Below are 20,553 nucleotides of genomic sequence, written 5' to 3'. Positions count from 1 at the left end.
ACCGCCGCGGCAAGCAGGAGATACGGTTATGCCGAATTCATCCTGCTTGCACTGTTCAGGCGGTTTGCATGCCTTTAACTCCGAATGACTGGATTAAGCTTGGTTGTTGCTTCCGAACAAACGGATTTTTTCTTTGATGACTGCCTTCATAGCTGCGCGTGCAGGAGTCAAATATTTACGAGGGTCGATAACTTCGCTGTTAGCAAGCAAAACTTCGCGGATTGCGTTTGTGCAAGCCACTTGGTTTTCGGTGTTTACGTTGATTTTGCCAACGCCTGCTTGGATCGACAGACGGATCGCTTCGTCCGGTACGCCGGAACCGCCATGAAGAACGATTGGCACTGGAATAGCGTCAGCAACCTTTTGAATGATATCATAATGAATTTTAGGCTCGCCTTTGTACATGCCGTGCGCTGTGCCAACAGCAATTGCCAGACAGTCAACGCCTGTTTCTTCGTAGAAACGGATTGCTTCAGCAGGGTCAGCCATTTTTGCATCAGCTTCGTCAACGCTCAGGTCGTCCTCAACGCCGCCGATTGTGCCCAGCTCGCCTTCAACGGAAACGCCCATTGCGCGTGCAGCCTTAACCACTTCTTTAGTCAGGGCGATGTTTTCTTCCAGACCATAGTGGGAGCCGTCGAACATAACGGAAGAGAAGCCAGCGCGGATACATTTCATAGCTACGTCAAAGCTGCTGCCATGGTCAAGGTGCAGAGCGATTGGCAATCCCGATTTATCAGCTGCGGCTTTAGCCATAGCTACTGTAAACTCGATTCCCATATATTTAAGAGCGCCTTCGCTTACGCCGTAAATAAATGGAGAATTTTCTTCAATGGCGGCTTCAACAGTCGCTTGTGCAAACTCCAGGTTGTTCATGTTGAATTGTCCTACCGCATACTTGTTTGCCTTAGCCTTAGGCAATAATTCATTCATTGATACGAGTGGCATAGTTCTGTTCCTCCTAATAGTAGCTTTCTGTTTAAAATCTTCTGCACCAAGCCCGTTCCGACTTGTTATTCTGTGCTATTATACCATAACCCGCACAAAAGTAATAATGCTGTATATCACAATTAAATGAATCAGCCACAGGCGCCTCAAAAAACGGCATTGCCGCTTTTGGCGTCAATGCCGTTCCCTATCTGTCAGGAGCTTACCGCAAACCGGTCAGGCGGGTTTCCGCCTTGCAGATGGCGATTAACCTCCATCCGCATCTCGTCGATGTCAAAAGGCTTGGTGAAGTGCATGAGCGCGCCAAGATCCGTGGCTTCCTTAATCATATCCAGCTCGCCGTAAGCCGTCATCATGATGACCTTGATGTCGGGATTAATCGCCTTGATATGCTTCAGTATTTCGAGACCGTCCATACCCGGAATCTTCATATCCAGCAAAACCAGGTCAGGGGCTTCCGAGCTCACAATTTCCAAGGCAATCTTGCCGTTTGGCGCTTGAAAAGTGTGATATCCCTCGCTGTTGAACACTTCCAAGAGCAGGATGCGAATGCCGTTCTGATCATCTACAATCAATACCTTTTTCTTATCCAAGCTACATCTACCCCCCGTGGCTGAACTTCAACATGAGACAACTTCCATCCATCGAAGCACATTGAGGACGAGCGGCCGCGTTCACAAAGACGGCAGCAAAACGTGGACAACTCTCCCATATTTAAATATATATTCGAGAAGTGTAGGGAATTTCCTTCTCGTTTATACAAAATCCTGCATAGTCTGCTGAAATTCTGACAAACGAGATTGGAAATCCTGCATTAACGCTGTCCGTAGGCAAGCGCAGCTTGGACAAAACCTTTAAATAATGGCTGCGGACGGTTCGGTCTGGACGTAAATTCCGGATGGAACTGAACCGCCAGGAACCACGGATGATCGGCAAGCTCAACCATTTCCACCAAACGGCCATCCGGGGATGTTCCGGAAATAACCAATCCCGCAGCTTCGATTGCTTCGCGATATTCATTATTGAATTCGTACCGGTGACGGTGACGCTCGTAAACAAGCTCTTCCCCGTACTCCCTGAACGCGGTTGTTTCATGAGAAATTTTGCAAGGATACAAGCCCAGACGCATCGTGCCGCCCAGGTCTTCAATGTCCTTCTGATCCGGAAGCAGGTCAATAACGGGATATGGCGTTGAAGGATTGATTTCCGCACTGTTGGCGCCGTTCAGGCCAACGACATTGCGCGCATATTCAATAACTGCAACCTGCATGCCAAGGCAAATCCCGAAAAACGGAACGGAAGATTCCCGCGCATAACGAATGGCGCTGATTTTGCCCTCGATACCGCGGTCTCCGAATCCGCCCGGCACCAAAATGCCATGTACCCCGTTCAGCTCGTCCGCTACATTTTCGTCGGTCAGCAGTTCGGCGTCGACCCAGCGGATTTTCACTTCGGAATCCGCGGAAATGCCTGCATGTCCAAGCGACTCAACAATGCTCAGGTAGGCGTCATGAAGGGCGACATATTTGCCAACGATGGCGATTTCAGTCGTTTTGTGCAGCGACTTGACGCGGGCAACAAGCTGTTCCCATTCCGTCATATCCGGCTGGCCAGCTTGCAGCTTGAGGTGATTGACAACAATATCGTCGAGCCCTTGCTCCCGAAGCATCAGCGGCACCTCGTACAGCGTGGAAGCGTCGCGGCATTCCACTACCGCCCCGGCGTCAACATCGCAGAATTGGCCGATTTTGCGTTTCAGATCGTCAGCAAGCGGATACTCCGTGCGGCAAACGATAACGTTTGGCTGGATGCCGATGCTGCGCAGCTCCTTGACGCTGTGCTGGGTCGGCTTGGTTTTTACTTCGCCAGCCGCTTTAATATAAGGAATAAGCGTAACGTGAACATACATGACATTGTCCCGGCCAATGTCGCTTTTGATCTGGCGGATCGCCTCAAGAAACGGCAAGCTTTCGATATCGCCGACCGTGCCGCCGATTTCCGTAATGACCACATCGGAGCCGGCTTCCTTGCCCGCGCGGAATACGCGTTCCTTGATTTCGTTCGTAATATGCGGAATCACTTGCACCGTGCCGCCAAGATAGTCTCCGCGACGTTCCTTCGTAATGACATGAGAGTAAATTTTACCCGTCGTGACATTGCTGTTTTTGGACAAGTTGATATCAATAAAACGCTCATAGTGGCCCAGGTCCAGGTCGGTTTCCGCGCCATCGTCGGTTACGAACACTTCGCCGTGCTGATACGGGCTCATCGTTCCCGGGTCAACGTTGATGTAAGGATCAAATTTCTGGATGGTTACTTTAAGTCCTCTGTTCTTCAGCAATCTGCCCAATGATGCCGCCGTAATCCCCTTGCCGAGCGAGGAAACCACTCCGCCGGTTACAAAAATATACTTGGTCACTGTGATGATACCCTCCATGCGCTTATGCTATATTTTAAGTCTGCCCAAAATTCAGAGCGTCAAAGCCTGTAAAAACGGCGAAATGCTCCAGACATTCCGCCATTCAAACAAAAAAAGTGACACCCGTAGCTACGGGGGCACTTTTCTCTTTATGCATAAATATATGCGTTATTTGCAACCAAATCTAAAGCCCATGCAATAGTTTACTCCGGCCCATTGGACATGTCAAGCTAAAGTAAACGCAAACTTGATTAACGTTCCTCTTCGTCATCCACATCTTCAAAATCGTCTTCTTCCTCTTCGTCCTCAAGCTCTTCGTCGAGCTCTCCGTCCACTTCGTCTTCCAGATCTTCGTCTTCGATTTCTACTTCTTCATCCACTTCAGACTCTTCCGTTTCCTCGAAGTCTTCGTTTTCTTCATCATAGCTATCGAAGTCGTCTTCTGCGGAGAATGAATCATCCTCTTCTTCTCCGTACAAGTCGTCTTCCTCCAGATCGTCGTCGTCATTGATAATGCGCGTACGCTTCGCATTGCCGACCGGATCTTCGGAGCGCTCTACCGGATACCAGCGCTTGAGGCCCCATGTATTATTTCCAACGCAGGCAAAACGGCCGTCTATATTGATTTCGGTATAAACCTGCGCGATGAACTGATTAATGCCGTCCTGGGACAAACCCCGTATTTTAGCGATCTCCATCATCAGATCGCGATAATAATAAGGCGTATTAGCCGCTTTCAGCACCTCGAAGGCCAAATCAACCATCGGCATTTCCTTCATGCGTTCAGGATCAAGCTTTAACGTCAGATTGCTGCCGCTCATATCGACACATCCTCTCTTGCACTCAAAAGTTTTACTGCCCGTTTTTTCTAAGGCTGCTTGTTAGTCACAGTATAGTAAAACCTATTTTATGCAAAAAAGCAAGCGCTCTGTAACGCGCCCCTCACGTCACGCCAAAAAAGCGAAGGGTCGCCCCTTCGCCGTGACTGTATCCAACCGGCTTTCACCGGTGATGTAAGAGCCCCAAGCTCTTCATTTATTCTATGTAAACGGGGGAGTTTTGACACGGAGCCCCGCCTATTTATTTCATACGGGGCAAGTGGCTCATGCGGCTCCAGAGGGGGCTTCATAGTATAGTGGAGCATCGTCCTTCGGGAAGGGGAAGCCTACAAATGGATATTGCCACACTATTGCACTGGCTTCAGCAAGCCGCGACTGAACGGCCCGCCGCCCAGTGCATCATCCGCTTCCGAAGCGGCAGCTATTACCGCCGCTTCCTCTATCGGCTCTCCAAAGCCGCATCGGCATCCGGCCTTTCGGATGTTTACAGACCGCTGCCCATTATCAGGGGCATCTGCTGCAGGCTGCCAAACGATGTCGAACTTGGTACGGCAACCGGTCCTATCTGGATTGAAAAGGATTGCAAAATCAGCGTCAGCCCTTCGCTCAAAAAATATGCTTCCTTCGAAAACGGCGTCCAATGGGGCGTAAAGCAGATCAAAGCGCCGCAAGCATGGAGCATCACTACGGGACATCGGATCAAAATCGGCGTCATCGACACCGGCATCGACTTTGGGCATCCCGATTTGCAGCATTCCTTGCTCAGGGGCATCAATTTGCTGAACAGAAGCAAGCTGCCTCACGACGACAACGGCCACGGCACCCATATCGCCGGAACAATCGCCGCGGTTGGCGGCATACACGGGATGACAGGCGTTGCTCCGCGCTCGCTAATCGCACCTGTCAAAGCCTTTGACCGCAATGGCAGCGCCTATGTGTCGGATATCATTCTGGGCATCGACTGGTGCGTCCGCAACGGCATGAATATTATCAACATGAGCTTTGGCATGAAAACCCGCAGCAAGGCGCTCCTTAGCGCAGTCAACAATGCATACAATTCCGGCGTCATAATTATTGCCTCCTCGGGCAATGACGGAAAGCTGCGCTCCGTGGATTATCCCGCGCGTTACCCGCAGACGATATCGGTCGGCGCCACCAATCGACAACGAAAGGTCGCGTCATTCAGCAACAGAGGCGCATACATCGACATTTACGCCCCCGGGGACAAAATCCCCTCCGCTTGGCTGCGCGGCCAATACAACGAAATGAGCGGAACCTCAATGGCCACCTCGCATGTAAGCGGCGCGGTAGCCCTTCTATTGTCCTTGTACCCGGGGCTTTCCCCCGGCGAAATCAAAGCGATTATGAAACGTTCCATGCAGCCGCTAAAAAACAGCAAAACTCGCCGCAATGTCGGCGAGCTGGATATTTCGCGCATGCTGCAAGCCGCAAAGCAGCGTTAGTGCGTGTCTTCAAAAGAAGACACCCTTTAGCTTTGCGGCTTGGCTTTTGGACACTTCCGGCAATACTCCGGAGCCATCTCATAATAAAGGCAACAGGTTTTGCGAACCCGCTCCGCCAAAAACGAAGCTTTTGGCGAAGCAGGCTCCAAAAAGGCCAACAACGGATTGCGACGTTCCCCGAACAATTCGGCGGACGCCCCGCTTACGATATAATTGTAATCCTCTCTAGCTGTTTCTATGAAGAGGACGTCTTCAAATACCGGCGCAATGCGAACCGCCGCATTTTCCCATAATATAGCCTTTGGAACGCCGCCCGCCTCCGCCAAGACGCGAAATAAAGGGGCGATATGGCCGGCAAACAGCTCCTTCAATATGTCATCACGCCAGGGAAATCTTTCGCCAGCCGCCGGGATAGACATCATTAAGGCTTGCCCGTCCAGAAGAAGCTCCGGGAATTTCGACCTTTCCGGCAATATTCCGCTATAATCCGGCGTAATCAAACGGCAGTTGTCAAGCGATAGGCCTAACCCTTTGTTGTACCCGGTCATGGCATGCAGAACCGGAGCGATAACGAGGTAGGCGTACCGTTTGGCAAGCATGGAGGCCGCCACCCTTCGGGAGGGCGCTCCGATATGAGCGCCAAGCCAATCCAGATAACGGACGCAATTCTCCTTGTCCAGCAGCTCGGAGGCCAGTATGGATGACAGTAAAGGCATCTCAATCTCCTTTGCATCCATGGCAAAACGGCTTGGAAGCCCCTCCCATTCCTTGGGCGTCAGAAACAACGGGCTGTTAGCTGCCGCCAAGAATCGCTTCCTCCACTTGATCCACGATCATATTGATAGCGATTGGACCATAATACGCAATCCATAGAGTCGTATCCACCGTGTACACATGGTTTTCCTTAACCGGCTTCAGGGATTTCCAGGTTTCTGTATTCTGGAATTCTTGAACCTGATCCTTGAACATATCGTCCGTCAGCAGGAAATAATGGTCGGCGCCAACGTCCGCCAACGCCTCAAGCGAAATATGATAAGCAGTGTCATCCTGCTGCTTGACAGCTTCCGGTACGGTTAATCCCAAATCGTTGTACAAAATAGCTCCGGTGCGGTGAGCCGCCGTATGAACGCGAATTTCGCCATCGCGAGGACGCAGAAGCGCAACGCTTTCTCCGTTCAGCTTCTCTTGCAGCTTTTCCTTCAGGCTGGCAACCTTCTCTTTGTAGTTATCCAGCACAACATTTGCTTCCTGCTCTTTACCAACGATTTTGCCTACCGTAACCAAGGTGTCCTTCCAATCCTCGTCAAAATCCAGCATGATCGTTGTAGCAATTTTGGAAACCTGGTCATAAACCTTCTCCTGGAACCCCGTTAAAATGATCAAGTCCGGGTCCATTGCCACTATCGCCTCCAGATTGGGCTCGTCACGCGTGCCCAGCACCTTGACGTCATTCAGCTGACCAGCCAAATATTCCGGGAAGTCGGAGTCCGATCCGGCAGCCGTAACACTGCCCGCAGGCATCTCTTGCAGCGTTACCAGCTGATCGACGAATTTGGTGTCCAGCACCGCAATTCGCTCCGGCTTTTGCTCCAGTGTAACGTCGCCTCTCAAATCCTTGATGGTTACAGGGTAACTGGCTTGCGCCGCTTGCGTCGGGGTTGAGGTCGCCGCTGCCGTTGTGGATGTCGGTGATGGCGAAGCTCCTTCTCCGCCATTGGTTCTTGCCCCGTTTGCTCCGCCAGAGCATGCCCCTAATATAAGCGTCAATGTAAGCATGACGCTGACTGCCAGCATAGATGTTGTTCGTTTAGCCACTTGTGTATCTCCTTCGCTTTTGTATTGATAATGATTTGCACTATCAAAACTATACGGGAGATACGCTTCGCCTCCAATGGAATTTAACGACAAATCGGATGTAGAATTGCGACAGCGGTTGCGGTATTGGAGGGGAGAATAGCCGCTGTACTTTTTGAAGGCGCGGCTGAAATAATAGCTGTCCGTATAGCCAGTAGCCTCCGCAATGTCCCGCAAGGTCGCTCCAGTGCCGGCAAGCAGCTCGCTTGCCCGCTTCATGCGCACCCCAATGAGATAATCCATAGGCGTTACGGCAAGCTTCGATTTGAATTGGCGCTGCAGCGATCTTGGCGCCGCCTGAAGCGCAGAAGCAAGCTCCTGCAGCGTAATCGCCTCCCCGTATCGCGTGTCCATGTAGTGCACCGCCTGGCTGACCAGATCGTCTCCGCGCGCTCCCCCATGCTCCTGCTCGCTCCGCTGCCGCAGCAGCTCTCCTGCCAGTTGATAGAATAAGGCTCTTGCCTGAAACCTCTCCAGCTGCCCTCGTTCTCTCCATAGCCGGTGCATTTCTTCCATTAGAGTAAAGATAGCAAGATGGCGGCTTGGGACAAAGCCGAAGAAATCGCAAAACGGATTGTTGTCCCTTTGGATTCGGAGCAGCCCCCTCCAGTAGGGCGGTGCCAAAAACGCCTTGTAATAAACAAGATCAAATTCCAGCGGCTCCTGTACAAGGGTAACGGTCAGACGAAATCCCTTGGGAACATGACATATGTAAGGACCGCTGACCCGATGAGGGGTTCCGTCAAGCTCAATTATTGCATTTCCCCGATGAACCAGAAGAAATGCGCTGCCTGCCATGTCGGCGGCTTTTGTTTCGTTACGCTGCACGACCATCCGGCGGATGTCGTTTACAAACAAGGCCGACCGGTTCCATACTTGCAAATGCTCCTCCAACGACACCACTCACGCCTCCCGTGCATTTCTTTTCCACCGATTATATCAAGAACAATTCTCATTATCAACGCTATTAATCAAGCTTTACAATTGATTATGCTTTGTCCGAACATACCGGAACAGTCGGCCTTGGCTACAACCTTTTTCCCCAGCCTGCGTTTATTCTAATGAACTATATTCAGGAGATAATTTGAAAAAAAGGAGAGTGTTTGTTATCAAAAAGTTTCTATTGGGTCTGATATGCGGACTGGCACTGTTTGCGGCAACGGCAGCCGCAGCGTCCAATGAGATCAGAGCGCTCATCAGCAGCATTGCCGTGAGTTATCACGTGGGGGGAGAAACGCTGGACACAAAGGATGATGGCAGTATCGCGCTGAATTACAAAGGACAGCTCTATGTCCCCCTCAGAACGTTTGCAGAAACGTTAGGCGCCTCCGTCTATTACCACGGTCCAGCGAACGGGGAAAGAGCGAAGGTAGAGGTTTATTCCGAGGATGACCGCGATCTTACAGTTAGAGACAAAGAAGGCTATGTGCGGGCGGGCTATTTGGAGCGTACCTCCTTTACGTACAACGAAGCCGGGAAGACTTTGACGGGCAGCCCGGAGGTGTCGGGAACGATACGTTTTGTCAAAAGCATACCTGCCGGGAAGGAGCTTGCTTTTGCATTGACAGACAAATCAGGCAAGCAGTATGGTCTATCGGGAAGGGTTACACTAAAAACGCTTCATAACCGCGAAACGAGTCTTTATCAGAAAATGCCGGGCGACCTTGCCCTCTTCACGGCCCCTCTCCCTCTGCTGGATAATCTGGAGGAGCTTGAACTGACACCAGTCGTGATCGACAAGCGTGACTGGTCGTTCGCCCAGCATCCGGTTGAAGGCTGCGCCTGCGGAGCAGGAGGCATGAATGGCCATCCGCTTGCCGTCAATATTGACTACAGAGATGTTGGCTCGCAAATGAAAGAGAATACCCCCTGGATAGTCACTATGATTAACTTTGATGATGACAGTCACGTTACCTTAACTCATCCAATTTCGTTTACAATCAACATTTACCGGGCAGACGAGTCTCGTAAAATCGTCCGCACCTTAACCACTAAGGCATTTGAAGGTACGGTTTATCGCATGAGAGGCGCAGTGCAAACGGAGATCGTTTGGGACTGGAAGGACAGCAACGGCAATCCCGTCGCTCCGGGACAATACGCTGCGCAAATGGTATTGCCCCAAACCGCGACAGGCCATTGGGGAGAGAACGAGGGAAGTGAAACTTCGTTTACGTTAGAGGATTCCATGCAAGCTGTATCCTATACAGACGTTACAAAGCAATAAACCCTGACTCGACCGTGGCGCACAGCCATATCCTTTTACTGAACACCATCCTGGGCTATATTCGCGAAAAAAAGCAAGCCCCCGGGAACGCAGCATAATGAGCGTTTTCCGGGGGTTGCTTTCTTCTTTATTTATCGGGTCAATGCCACAGGTCTACATCCGTTCTGGCGCGGACACGCCTACCAGACGCAGCACGTTGGCGAGGGCGACACGAACAGCGGCCAGCAAAGCCAGACGCGCAGCAGTCTGCTCGCTATCCTCCGTAATGACGCGTTCAGCGCGATAATAGCTGTGAAGCTGCGAAGCAAGCTCATAGACGTAACGGATCAGACGGTGCGGAGCATAGCCGGACGCTGCATCCGCCACTTCCTGAGGCAGCTCGCCGATTTTGCGCAGCAGATCATATTCCGCTTCCGAGTTCAGCTTGGACAGGTTTACACTGCCGATTTCAGGCAGCTTGATGCCTTGCTCCTCCGCCTGGCGGAAAATGCTGCAAATCCGCGCATGGGCGTATTGAACATAAAATACCGGATTTTCATTGGAGGTGGAAATCGCCAAATCCATATCAAAATCGAGATGCGAATCCATGCTGCGCATGCTGAAGAAATAACGCATGGCGTCTACGCCAACCTCGTCCATCAAATCCTCCATCGTCACCGCTTTGCCGGTGCGCTTGGACATTTTGACTTTTTCGCCGTTCTGGAACAGACTCACCATTTGGGCGATCAGCACTGTAAGCTTTCCGGGATCGTTGCCCAATGCTTCCATGGCCGCTTTCATCCGAGGGATGTAGCCATGATGGTCCGCGCCCCAAATATTGATCATCCGGTCGTATCCCCGGCTGTATTTATCACGATGGTAGGCGATGTCCGGCGTCAAATAGGTATAGGAGCCGTCATTTTTCACCAGCACGCGATTTTTGTCATCTCCAAATGTAGTCGTGGCCAGCCACGTTGCGCCGTCCTCCTCATAGACATGACCGGACGCCTTGAGCGCCTCCAGTCCTTGCACGACCTGCCCGGATTCATAAAGCGACGTTTCGCTGTACCACAGATCAAACCCAACGCGGAACCGCTCCAGATCGCGTTTGATTTTGCCAAGCTCCTTCTCCAGGCCAAATGTCCGGAAAAAAGCAGAGCGTTCCTCTGCGGACAGCGAAAGCAAACGGTCTCCCTCTTGCTCCGCCAGCTCCTTGGCAAAACCAACGATATCTTCGCCATGGTAGCCGTCCTCAGGCATTTCAGCCTCCTGGCCAAGCGCCTGACGATAACGGGCCTCCAGCGACAAGGCGAGATTTTCCACCTGTTTGCCGGCATCGTTAATGTAATATTCACGAGTAACATCATAACCCGCAAAATCCAGCACATTGCATAACGCATCGCCAACAGCCGCTCCACGCGCATGTCCCAAATGCAGACTGCCCGTCGGATTGGCGCTGACAAATTCCATCTCAACCTTTTGACCCGCTCCGATTGTTACCCGGCCGTAATCGCCGCCGCCCTGCAGCGCCTCGCTCACAACAGGATACAGGTAGCTTTTATCCAGGCGGAAATTAATAAAGCCCGGGCCTGCAATTTCGGCCGCCGTAATAAATGCCTTGCCTCCGTCCAGGTTGGCGATGATAGCTTCCGCTATTTGACGCGGATTTTTTTTGGCCAGCTTGGTCAGCTGCATAGCCGCATTGGTAGCCAAGTCGCCATGAGCCTTATCCTTGGGCACCTCCAGCACAAAAGCAGGCAGCTCCTCTCTGGCTGCAAGCCCCGCTGCAACAACCGCGTCAGCGATTGCGCCTTTTACCCCTTCGTACAATTGCTCCAACACATTTCCGCTCATCCTCAAGACTCCTCCTGTATATGGAGACAAATATGGAAGTTACCCGCTATTTGTCCGCCGACTTTCAATTTATACCGCCATTCCAAGTCAAAAGGAAGGCTGCCGGGCAGTTCAGCCGTTTCCCCCGCGTCCCGCTTGACCACAAGCGACGTTGTCGTCGTTTCAAGCTGAAAAGCGGCCTGCGGCGTAGTGTAGGAACCGACTCTGCTCTGCCCCGGAACAAAAAGCTGCTCCGACGACACGCCTCCGCTTCGTTTAAGGGACAGCTCCCCCGGCGTATACCGAAGCAGCGCTTGATTGCCCTCGCCTTCGGCATAGCGTATGTAGATCGACTTTTCCTTGCGGAACCACTCGCCCTTGTAGCGGTGGACCTCCTTCCGGCCATCGATCCTGCTCTCCAGCACAAGCTGGACCTTTGCTCGCTGATTCATGGCTTCGCTCCCGCATTCCTTCCATTCATATGTTACTACTATATACAGGAAGGCTTTTAAATTCAACACTTCATTGCGCCTGCTATCTACATTGTATAACACCGCTTATGACTCTTCGGTAAAAGGAATAATAACCTTCCATGCGGCAACACGGTCTTCCAGATTCCTCATCGTTCGGGTAGGGATAGGGCTGCTTGAAGGAAGCTTGAGCAGCGTCACGTCCCCGGCGGCGTTTGCGCCGTGAGCCTTCATGTAGGTATCATAAGCTTTACTCCCGTTGAAGGCCACGCATCGGATGCCAGGGTAGCGCCTTAGCAGGCCCGGAATATCGCTTGCCGTCTCCGATTTGATATTGACATCCAGACTGCCCTCGCGGGCGCAGGAATGAATAACGTCCCATAAGGCCAACCGATGATTCTGTAAAAAAGAAAGCCTGTTTTCGTAGATGGGGTCGGGCACGCCATAACCCTCGTCGCCAGGCATCAGGCCCTGGAACAGCGCATAAACAATCCTCCAGAAGTAATTTTGAGGGTGACCGTAGAATTGCCCTCTCTCCAATGATTTGACACTAGGGGCCGTTCCCGCCACCAGGACGCGCGCCCGTTCGTCCACGACGGGAGGAAACGAATAAATGAACGACATGCTCGCCACCTCTTTTCTTTTTCCATTATAGCCAAATATCAATAGTCTTTGAAAACTCCGCAAAAAAACCTTGAACCGCAGCAAGGCGGCGCAAGGTTTTGAAAAGCGTAATCTACGTTAAGTCCCGACAAGCAATAAGCCGCTTATTTCGGCGTTAAGCCTGACTTGCATTCTCCTTTAGCATTCTGACAATTTCTTTAATTTGAAGCTTGAGGGAAATAGGATCATTACCCCAGAACAAGTCGGGATCAAGCGGCATGACACGGTTATTTTTGACGGCATCCAGCGACTTCCATACCCCTTCATTGTTGCCCCACACCTCGGAAATCATGGCTCCCTGATCAATAAAGATGTAATCGCCCGCATATTCATCCACGACCTCATACGAGATTTGCCTGTACTGCTCCTTCCCGATCATCTCTTCCAGCTGCTTTCTCGGAGGTGTCAGCTTCAGATGCGTATAGATGGCTTCACCGCCGCGATAACCTCCATCGCCATAAATATAGAAGCCGCTGTCTACTACAAATACGCCCATTAATGCAAAGGTAGACTCCGGCTCGACGATACCCTCCAGCTCGGCGCGCGCTTCAGCGACAGTCTGATCCAGCCCCGCCAGCCATTCCTCGCCCTCCGCTTTTTTATTCAGCGCATCGCCCAGGAAGCCGATCGTTTCATGAATGCTGTTGAAGTAACCATACGGCACAGAAAGAGTCGGGGCGATTTTTTGATATTGCTCCAGAATGGCCATGTCCGATGTCCACGTTACAATCAGGTCCGGCTCAAGCGAGAGAATCACCTCAAGCGATCTTTCTCCTGTGCTTTGAATGCCTTCTATTTGATCCTGAATCACCTTGTTTTCCAGTTCAAAGCCAGTGGAGCCAACCGGTTTGACGCCAAGCACCAGCAATTCGGGCAAATACCCGTCGGTGACAATTCGCTGCGGATTTTGGGGAATTTCAACATCGCCTAACGGCGCTTTTACAATCTTGGTAAAGGATTCTTCATGGGTATCAGGCGCAGCTTCCGGCGTCTGGTTTTCTGCTGCTGTCGGGCTTGGAGCGTTGGCCTCGTTGCCATCTCCTCTACTGCTGCAAGCGCTAATAACACTCATCAATACAACCAAAATAATAATGACGAAAAAATGTTTTTGTTTCAAGCTAAACCCTCCATTAATAATGATTATCATTCGCGAACATAAACTCATTATAATGGTGGTTTTTACCGCAAGTCGACGTAGAAAAATTGGATACCTGTCTGGTACATTTGTTGGATTGTTATTCGCCAGTCAATAATGACACCATAATAGTCAACTGCTTCTGCAGTGACACTCCTTCATCCATCCAAAATTCATCAAGCGAAAGCATATAGAGACGGCAGCCTTGCTCCTGAACGAGCTGACGCCACACTTTTCGCTGCATCAGCTTGCTGCGATAGGTCTCCGGGTCTTTTCCGGGCACAATGACAAACATATGGCCGGCAGCATAAAGCGGAAGCTCCTGCTCTTTGATTCTGACTGCTTTATTAGGCTCCAGCACATCTTCCTCAATTCGCCTCGGAGCTTTTAATCCCAATATTTCGTACAGATTATAGGTGGAACGCACCGGCCAATGAGGAATCATCCATTGGTCCTCATACCACAGCTCATATATTCCAGCCGTTTCACTGTCTTTAACGAAAGACTGGACCACTTCACGAGCGGCGGCCCCCTGCGCCAGATACGAAGCTATCCATTGCTCCGCTTGCGGCAAACGCCCCAGCAGGCCTCCAACCTCCCTTACTTCCTCCAGCTTGTTTCTCTCGCCCCATGGAATAAGCACAACGGGAGCAATACGTTCCAATGCCTTTAGCACCTCTGGATAATGACAGTAATAAGCCGGCGCAACAATCAGCTCCAGCTCCAGCGCTTCCAGCACCTCCGTTTGCCCCAAATGCTCCATAAGCACAAGCTCTCCCAGCTCCTCGTGAAGCAGCACGGATGATCGCCAGATTTCATGGGTGCCCGCAAGCGGCTTCACCCCTATCGCAAGCAGCGCCCCATAAAACTGCATAGCCGCGATACGCCGGGCTCCCCTTCTTTTACGGAAGCTGCCCGGTGACATTAAGGCTACTCTCTGAAAGGCTTTGCCAAAATAGGAAGCATCGGAAAATCCGGTGCGATAGGCAATTTCCCCTAAGCTCTGAGTTGATGCAAGCAGCAATCGCTTCGCTTCATCAATACGAGCTCGATTTACATATTCGCCAAATCCCCAGCCTGTTTCTTTCCGGAACAACGAGGAAAAATAGCTTTCGTTAAAGCCTGCCAGCTGCGCCGCCGACGCACGGGTTAATGGCTTGGCAAAGTTGCGGGCGATATAATCAACTGCTTGCCTGATGGACTTGTCCCGCACAGGGAATCCTTCCGCGAACAAAGCCCGGGTGGATATTGCCTCTATCAGTTCTTGGAGCAAAAGCCTCATTTTGGGCGACTCCGCCAACGCTAATGGGCTGCTGCTCCTGGCCTCTTCCAGCAGGCTCGCAATCAACGCGGCGGCATATCTTGTTACGTCTATGACATGACCATGCCCGGGAAGATGATCTATGCTGACGCTGTAGTGCAGATTCTGCGCGTCTCTATGCACCAGACGGTAGCTCTGAAACCGGACGCCGCATACATCCCCGAATCGCTCGCCCGCCTCTGGCGTTAAGCGCCATTCTCCGCCTCCCCGATGCAGAATAATAAGCTGCTTTTTGCCAACCCGGTGGATTTGTTTGCCGTCAGACACGGCAATCCCTTCCGAGGGGATCAGAATGAGCGGAGACTCGGGCGGGATGGAGACAGGGATGTGCGTCCCTTTATCAGCCAATAATCGTATGTCCAACAGCTCGTACATGATGCTGCTCATCATACCCCCTCCTTTCCCTCCTTTAATCCAAACATATTCCAATCCTTCCGTCCAGCAGCAATAACCGTACCCCGGCATAATGACCGGAATACGGTTATTTAGAAGCTTCATGAACGCAAGCTTGCGTTTACTGCGAAAATGGCAGCCGCCTGCTGCTTAATTATATCCGTTCAATAACGAAGGAGAAGGAATGATCCTCGTCGCCTCTGATCTGGAACTCGTCGTACACCGGCGCGCCCCAGCTGTCATCTCCGCCAACGCCCATCTGGCGTCCCGCTACTGTCACTACAGTGTAATGAACCTGCGGCAGCTCATAATGATGCTGCGCGTTCTCCAGCTCCAGCGCCGTATAAGGCGATACGCCGCATTCCACTGGCTCGCCATTGGACAAGATACGAATGCCCCGGCCTCCGGCGTCTGTAACTGCCAGCTTGCGCACGCCCATCCGGTTGCCGGATTCCTGCGGCATAAGATAGCCGGATACATTGCCCGCAGCCGTTCCTGTAAAGCGTGTCAGACGCGCTCCGTTTGCGCGGTCCGCATAGTTTTCGTCCGGACCGAGAGCCAGCCAGTCCAGCTGATCATAATCTGCCGAAACCTTGAAGGAAACCGCAAAAATCGGCAATCTTGGCAAACCTGCCGAGCCCTTGTAATCGGATTGAACCAAAATGCTTCCATCCTTGCGCACCGTATAGGAAATGCCCGCTTCCGCTTCAGGAGCAACGGAGAAGGTGTAGCGGTACGCTACCGTCACGCTTCCGCTTTCTTCATCAACGGATGCATCGACAGATATGCATTTGCGCGCCAGACTGGCGGCAAACCAGATGCCTGCGTCGTAGCCTTGCGCGTAACCGCGGTCATTGTCGGTTGTCGCACGCCAGAACAGCGGCGCCGGAGGCGCAGCAATCATCTCGCGTCCGCCGTAGTTCAATGAAATCAGGCTCATGGCCTGCTTGGAGAATATCATGCTGAAATCGCGGCCTTTGACGCCGATATTGACATCGCCGTGAATAACCTTCAGCGGCGCGTACTCGTCGTACTTGTTATAGCCGGACGCAACATCGGTTGCCCCCTGGACGGCAAAAATGTGTTGACCAAACGCAACCTCATGTCCGGCGGAAGCCCACAGCGTGCCTTCCTTCAGGCGGAACGAGGCGTTCAGGGCATATTCGCCGCCCTGCGAAGCCTGCTCTGCAAGAGCGGACGCAACGCAGGCCTTTTCACCAGCCGCAACATTAACGGACAAGCTTTCTTTAGCCAGCTCTACGCCGTCCTTCTCCAAAGAAATGACCAGCTCCAGGTGCGACGTGTCCGCAAACAAACCTTCGTTTGCGATCTCAACGCCTTTTTTATCTACCGACAGCTTAAGATCCTGGTACAGGAATTTAACCTCCTGCATTTTTGGAGAAACCTTGCGATCGGCATACACGATGCCGTTTGTACAAAAGCCGTAATCCGTTGGACGGTCGCCGAAGTCGCCGCCATAAGCAAGAAACTCCTTGCCGTAACGATCCTTCGTCAGAATGGACTGATCAATATAGTCCCAGATGAAGCCACCTTGGTACATTGGATATTTATTTTCAAGATCGGTGTACTTTTTCATGCCGCCAAGCGAGTTGCCCATAGCATGCATATATTCGCAGCTGATATATGGCTTGTCCGGATTGTTGTCCAGATATTGCTCAATATCGGCCGGTTTGGCGTACATGCGGCTTTCCATGTCGCTGGCTTCCGAGAAGTTCCGATCGTAGAACACGCCTTCGTAATGAACGAGACGACTGGAATCGGAGCTGCGGAAAAAGCGGGAGACGTTAACCAGCACCTCGCCTACATAGGATTCATTGCCAAGCGACCAGATCAGGACGGAAGGATGGTTTTTGTCCCGTTCATACATGGAGACGGCACGGTCCATCACGATATCCTGCCATTCCGGCCGGTTATGCGGAATATTCCAGGACGGCTCGACCGCCCCCATCTTCTGCCAGGAGCCATGCGTCTCCAGGTTCATTTCGTCGATGACATAAATGCCGTATTCATCGCAAAGCTCATACCATAATGTCTGGTTAGGATAATGGGATGTCCGAACCGAGTTGATATTATTTTGTTTCATGGTCTGGATATCCCAGATCATATCTTCCTTAGTAATCGCGCGGCCGCGGCGGATATTGAACTCATGGCGGTTAACACCCTTGAATACAATCCGTTTGCCGTTGAGCAGCATCAGCTTGTTCTTCATTTCAAAGCGGCGGAAGCCGACCTTTTGCGGTATGGCCTCTACAACCTTGCCGCTGGCATCGGTTATGGCGATAATCGCCAAATACAGATTGGGCTGTTCTGCGCTCCACAATGCAGGCTTGTCCACGGCAAGCTCCAGCTTGCTGTATTCACCAGAAACGGAGCCGGCTGCGCCAAGCTCGATGGAGGCTTCGCCAACCGCAGAGCCATCCTTGCCGTACAGGGTCAAGGATGCCCGTGCTCCGGCAGGAACAGACGCTGCAAATGCCAGCCCGGCTGTCAGCTTGCCCGCCGTAAAGCTTTCATCCAGCTCTGCGGCAATATGCAGATCGGATACATGAATTTCAGGAATGGTATACAGATACACCTCGCGGAAAATACCGGAGAATCTCCAGAAATCCTGATCCTCCAGCCAACTGCCCGTGCTGCGCTGGAACACCTCGACGGCCAGCTTATTTTCCCCTTCCTGCACGTAAGGCGTCAGTTCAAATTCCGATGGCGTAAAGCTGTCTTCGCCGTATCCGACAAAATGACCGTTCAGCCAAACGTAAAAAGCCGTCTCCACGCCCTGGAAGGAAATATAAAGCGGCTTGCCCTCCATATGGCTTGGCACAAAGAAGGATTTGACATAACTGCCGACAACATTGTCGGTTTGCGAAATATGAGGCGGACGCAATTCCTCGTGTCCGTCCCATGGATACATTGTATTCACATATTGCGGCTTGCCGTAACCTTGCATTTGAATATGTCCCGGCACTTCGATTTCCCCCCAGCCGGATACATCAAAGCCGAGTTCTTGAAATCCTGCCGGTCTGGCGGCAGGATTAACCGCATAATTAAATTTCCAGATGCCGTTTAAGGTGCTGCGCATCGGCATGTCGCCTTGCGCTTTGGCTTCATCCAGCGACGCATAATACTTGTGATCGGAATGCGCAGCAAGACGGTTTACTTCAAATACGCTGACATCGCTGAGCCAGTCGAGTGACGGCTTAGATGCTTGAACCATGATATCTGCTCCCCTTTGACAAAAGTGCATGTAATGTTGTGGTGTGTATCTCTTCTATTATACACAAAGGCTCCGTTATTTCACGGATCCGGTCATACCCGCCACAAAATGTTTCTGCATCAGGAAGAAAACAATTGCTGTTGGCAGGGTAGCGATCAGAATAACGGTCATGATTACCCCGTAATCCGGTGTATAGCTGGACCCCAGATTGGAAATAAGCAGCGGGATTGTGCGTTTTTCCGGCGACTGCAGCACAACGAGCGGCCACAGGTAGTTGTTCCAGCTGGACATAAAGGTAATAATCGACGCAGCGGCATAGGTCGTTTTCATCGTTGGCATGTAAATGCGGAAGAAAACGCCAAGTTCGCTTAACCCGTCAATCCGGCCAGCCTCCAGCATATCCTTTGGAAACATCTTTGTGCTTTGGCGGAAGAAGAAAATCAGAAACGCCGTAGTTACCGACGGTAAAATAACAGCCGAAATGGTATCGATCCCGATAAACGGCATAGTCTGTGAAATACTGCCAAACATCCGGTACAACGGCACCATCAATGCCGCAAATGGGATCATCATAGACAGGAGAAGAATCGAGAAAATACGATCCTTTACCTTTGTCCTGAAAATTTCAAAGCCATAACCCGCAAGCGAGGCAATAAGCAGCGACAAAGCGGTGGTTATAAGCGATATTTTGGCTGAGTTCAAAAGCGCCGGCACCAGATCGACCGTGTCAAAAACCTTCTGCAAATTTTCAAACAGGTACGCTCCGGGGAGCAGCTTGCCTCTTGTTACGTCGACTGAGCGGTTAGTGGAGCTGACGATCATCCAGATAAACGGAAAAATGGAGATCACCGCAGCGGCGCTCAAAAACAGATACATGAATACGCGTTTCAGCTTAGCCATTTTTATCACCTGCCAATTTGAACTGAAGAATGGAGAAAATGACGATCAGAATAACGATCGCATACGACACGGTAGCTGCATAGCCAAAGTCCGGCGTATATTTAAACGACAGGTTGTAAATGTATTGAGACAGCGTCATCGTTGCGTTGCCCGGACCGCCCTTTGTAATATTCATGACCTCATCGAACAATTGCAGCGTGCCGATCGTTGAGGTAATGGACGTAAACAGGATAATCGGCTTGAGCAAGGGAACCGTTATGCTGAAAAACTGGCGGCTGGAGGAAGCCCCGTCAATTCTGGCCGCTTCATAAATGGAGTTGTCGATATTTTGCAACGCGGAAAGGTAAAAAATCATGTTGTAGCCGGTCCAGCGCCATGTAATTGCGATAATAATCGTGATTTTCGCCCAGAAGGGATCGGTGATCCATTGAATTGGCGTTGTAATAAGATGCAGATTCATCAATGCTGTGTTGATCAGTCCGTCCGCTCCAAACAGGTATTTGAAAATGACGGAATACGCAACAAGCGACGTAACGGCCGGCAAAAAGATCGCCGTCCGGAAAAAGCCTTTCAATTTCAGGTTTTTATCATTGAGTAGCACGGAAATAAACATAGCCAAAATGATCATGATCGGTACCTGAATGATCAGGTAAAGAAATGTATTTTTCAGCGCAGCAAGAAATGTTGTATCCGTAAGCAAACGCTGGTAATTGTCGATGCCAACAAAATTCAGATTGGTGCCCGTACCCGATTTGAACGACAGGATAAGCGCCTGCACCATGGGATAGAAATAGAACACGCAAATCATAAGGACCGCAATGGAAATAAAGGACCAGCTGACTACATTCGTTTTTGATTTGATATTCACTACAGTTCC

General features: G+C 51.3%; 16 protein-coding genes. 2 read left to right on the top strand and 14 right to left on the bottom strand.

Annotated elements, in window-relative coordinates; translation table 11 throughout:
- Window positions 1-93 precede the first annotated feature (93 nt).
- The 4 genes from fba to rpoE all read right to left on the bottom strand — a co-directional run bounded on the left by fba (window position 94) and on the right by rpoE (window position 4,188).
- The gene (gene fba, locus A7K91_RS04985; RefSeq protein ID WP_068680271.1) at window positions 94-948 is read right to left on the bottom strand and encodes a class II fructose-1,6-bisphosphate aldolase; all 855 of its coding nucleotides are present in this window, start codon (window positions 946-948) and stop codon (window positions 94-96) included.
- Window positions 949-1,142: 194 nt separating this feature from the next.
- Window positions 1,143-1,541, bottom strand: a complete 399-nt coding sequence (locus tag A7K91_RS04980; protein ID WP_068680268.1) for a response regulator — start codon at window positions 1,539-1,541, stop codon at window positions 1,143-1,145.
- Between the two features lie 221 nt (window positions 1,542-1,762).
- On the bottom strand, window positions 1,763-3,367 hold the full coding sequence (locus tag A7K91_RS04975; protein WP_068680267.1) for a CTP synthase: 1,605 nt from the start codon (window positions 3,365-3,367) through the stop codon (window positions 1,763-1,765).
- A gap of 251 nt (window positions 3,368-3,618) precedes the next feature.
- Complete coding sequence (rpoE, locus tag A7K91_RS04970; RefSeq protein ID WP_068680265.1) at window positions 3,619-4,188, bottom strand: DNA-directed RNA polymerase subunit delta; 570 nt, start codon at window positions 4,186-4,188, stop codon at window positions 3,619-3,621.
- A gap of 350 nt (window positions 4,189-4,538) precedes the next feature.
- Between rpoE and A7K91_RS04965 the strand changes: the two genes are divergently transcribed.
- A complete protein-coding gene (locus A7K91_RS04965; protein WP_068680263.1) occupies window positions 4,539-5,669 on the top strand; it encodes a S8 family peptidase in 1,131 nt (376 codons plus the stop codon).
- Between the two features lie 26 nt (window positions 5,670-5,695).
- Here the strand turns inward: A7K91_RS04965 and A7K91_RS04960 are convergent, their stop codons facing one another.
- On the bottom strand, window positions 5,696-6,475 hold the full coding sequence (locus tag A7K91_RS04960; protein ID WP_068680261.1) for an IucA/IucC family C-terminal-domain containing protein: 780 nt from the start codon (window positions 6,473-6,475) through the stop codon (window positions 5,696-5,698).
- Complete coding sequence (locus A7K91_RS04955; protein WP_068680259.1) at window positions 6,462-8,423, bottom strand: ABC transporter substrate-binding protein; 1,962 nt, start codon at window positions 8,421-8,423, stop codon at window positions 6,462-6,464. Before A7K91_RS04955 ends, A7K91_RS04960 begins: the two co-directional genes overlap by 14 nt.
- Window positions 8,424-8,607: 184 nt before the next feature.
- Here A7K91_RS04955 and A7K91_RS04950 point away from each other — a divergent pair, with 184 nt between their 5' ends.
- Complete coding sequence (locus A7K91_RS04950; RefSeq protein ID WP_068680257.1) at window positions 8,608-9,747, top strand: flagellar hook assembly protein FlgD; 1,140 nt, start codon at window positions 8,608-8,610, stop codon at window positions 9,745-9,747.
- A 153-nt stretch (window positions 9,748-9,900) separates the two neighbouring features.
- Here A7K91_RS04950 and argS read toward each other — a convergent pair whose 3' ends face one another.
- The 8 genes from argS to A7K91_RS04910 form a co-directional block, all read right to left on the bottom strand.
- Window positions 9,901-11,580, bottom strand: a complete 1,680-nt coding sequence (gene argS, locus A7K91_RS04945) for an arginine--tRNA ligase (protein ID WP_068680255.1) — start codon at window positions 11,578-11,580, stop codon at window positions 9,901-9,903.
- Window positions 11,581-11,582: 2 nt separating this feature from the next.
- Complete coding sequence (locus A7K91_RS04940) at window positions 11,583-12,011, bottom strand: YwiB family protein (protein ID WP_156739327.1); 429 nt, start codon at window positions 12,009-12,011, stop codon at window positions 11,583-11,585.
- A 105-nt stretch (window positions 12,012-12,116) separates the two neighbouring features.
- Entirely contained in the window at window positions 12,117-12,653 is a 537-nt protein-coding gene (locus A7K91_RS04935; protein WP_068680251.1) for a DNA-deoxyinosine glycosylase, read from the bottom strand.
- A gap of 154 nt (window positions 12,654-12,807) precedes the next feature.
- Window positions 12,808-13,809 carry an ABC transporter substrate-binding protein gene (locus A7K91_RS04930; protein ID WP_169833375.1) on the bottom strand — a complete coding sequence of 334 codons (1,002 nt, stop codon included), beginning with the start codon at window positions 13,807-13,809 and terminating at the stop codon, window positions 12,808-12,810.
- 118 nt (window positions 13,810-13,927) lie between these two features.
- On the bottom strand, window positions 13,928-15,538 hold the full coding sequence (locus A7K91_RS04925) for an AraC family transcriptional regulator (RefSeq protein ID WP_169833374.1): 1,611 nt from the start codon (window positions 15,536-15,538) through the stop codon (window positions 13,928-13,930).
- 157 nt (window positions 15,539-15,695) lie between these two features.
- Window positions 15,696-18,776 carry a beta-galactosidase, LacZ type gene (gene lacZ, locus A7K91_RS04920; RefSeq protein ID WP_068680244.1) on the bottom strand — a complete coding sequence of 1,027 codons (3,081 nt, stop codon included), beginning with the start codon at window positions 18,774-18,776 and terminating at the stop codon, window positions 15,696-15,698.
- Window positions 18,777-18,851: 75 nt separating this feature from the next.
- A complete protein-coding gene (locus A7K91_RS04915) occupies window positions 18,852-19,676 on the bottom strand; it encodes a carbohydrate ABC transporter permease (protein WP_068680242.1) in 825 nt (274 codons plus the stop codon).
- Window positions 19,669-20,484, bottom strand: coding sequence for a carbohydrate ABC transporter permease (locus A7K91_RS04910; protein WP_082967247.1), 816 nt, complete (start codon window positions 20,482-20,484; stop codon window positions 19,669-19,671). Before A7K91_RS04910 ends, A7K91_RS04915 begins: the two co-directional genes overlap by 8 nt.
- Window positions 20,485-20,553: the final 69 nt, after the last annotated feature.

The organism is Paenibacillus oryzae, assembly GCF_001675045.1.
Taxonomy (GTDB): domain Bacteria; phylum Bacillota; class Bacilli; order Paenibacillales; family Paenibacillaceae; genus Pristimantibacillus; species Pristimantibacillus oryzae.
The sequence above is the reverse complement of the archived record's forward strand: the minus strand, read 5'-3'. Positions and strand labels throughout refer to the sequence as shown.

Bases quoted from the DNA above. Each gene is read 5' to 3' on its own strand.
- fba (WP_068680271.1), bottom strand. From the start codon at position 948: ATGCCACTCGTATCAATGAATGAATTATTGCCTAAGGCTAAGGCAAAC.
- A7K91_RS04965 (WP_068680263.1), top strand. From the start codon at position 4,539: ATGGATATTGCCACACTATTGCACTGGCTTCAGCAAGCCGCGACTGAA.
- A7K91_RS04935 (WP_068680251.1), bottom strand. From the start codon at position 12,653: ATGTCGTTCATTTATTCGTTTCCTCCCGTCGTGGACGAACGGGCGCGC.
- lacZ (WP_068680244.1), bottom strand. From the start codon at position 18,776: ATGGTTCAAGCATCTAAGCCGTCACTCGACTGGCTCAGCGATGTCAGC.
- A7K91_RS04940 (WP_156739327.1), bottom strand. From the start codon at position 12,011: ATGAATCAGCGAGCAAAGGTCCAGCTTGTGCTGGAGAGCAGGATCGAT.
- rpoE (WP_068680265.1), bottom strand. From the start codon at position 4,188: ATGAGCGGCAGCAATCTGACGTTAAAGCTTGATCCTGAACGCATGAAG.
- argS (WP_068680255.1), bottom strand. From the start codon at position 11,580: ATGAGCGGAAATGTGTTGGAGCAATTGTACGAAGGGGTAAAAGGCGCA.
- A7K91_RS04925 (WP_169833374.1), bottom strand. From the start codon at position 15,538: ATGATGAGCAGCATCATGTACGAGCTGTTGGACATACGATTATTGGCT.
- A7K91_RS04910 (WP_082967247.1), bottom strand. From the start codon at position 20,484: ATGATTTGCGTGTTCTATTTCTATCCCATGGTGCAGGCGCTTATCCTG.
- A7K91_RS04915 (WP_068680242.1), bottom strand. From the start codon at position 19,676: ATGGCTAAGCTGAAACGCGTATTCATGTATCTGTTTTTGAGCGCCGCT.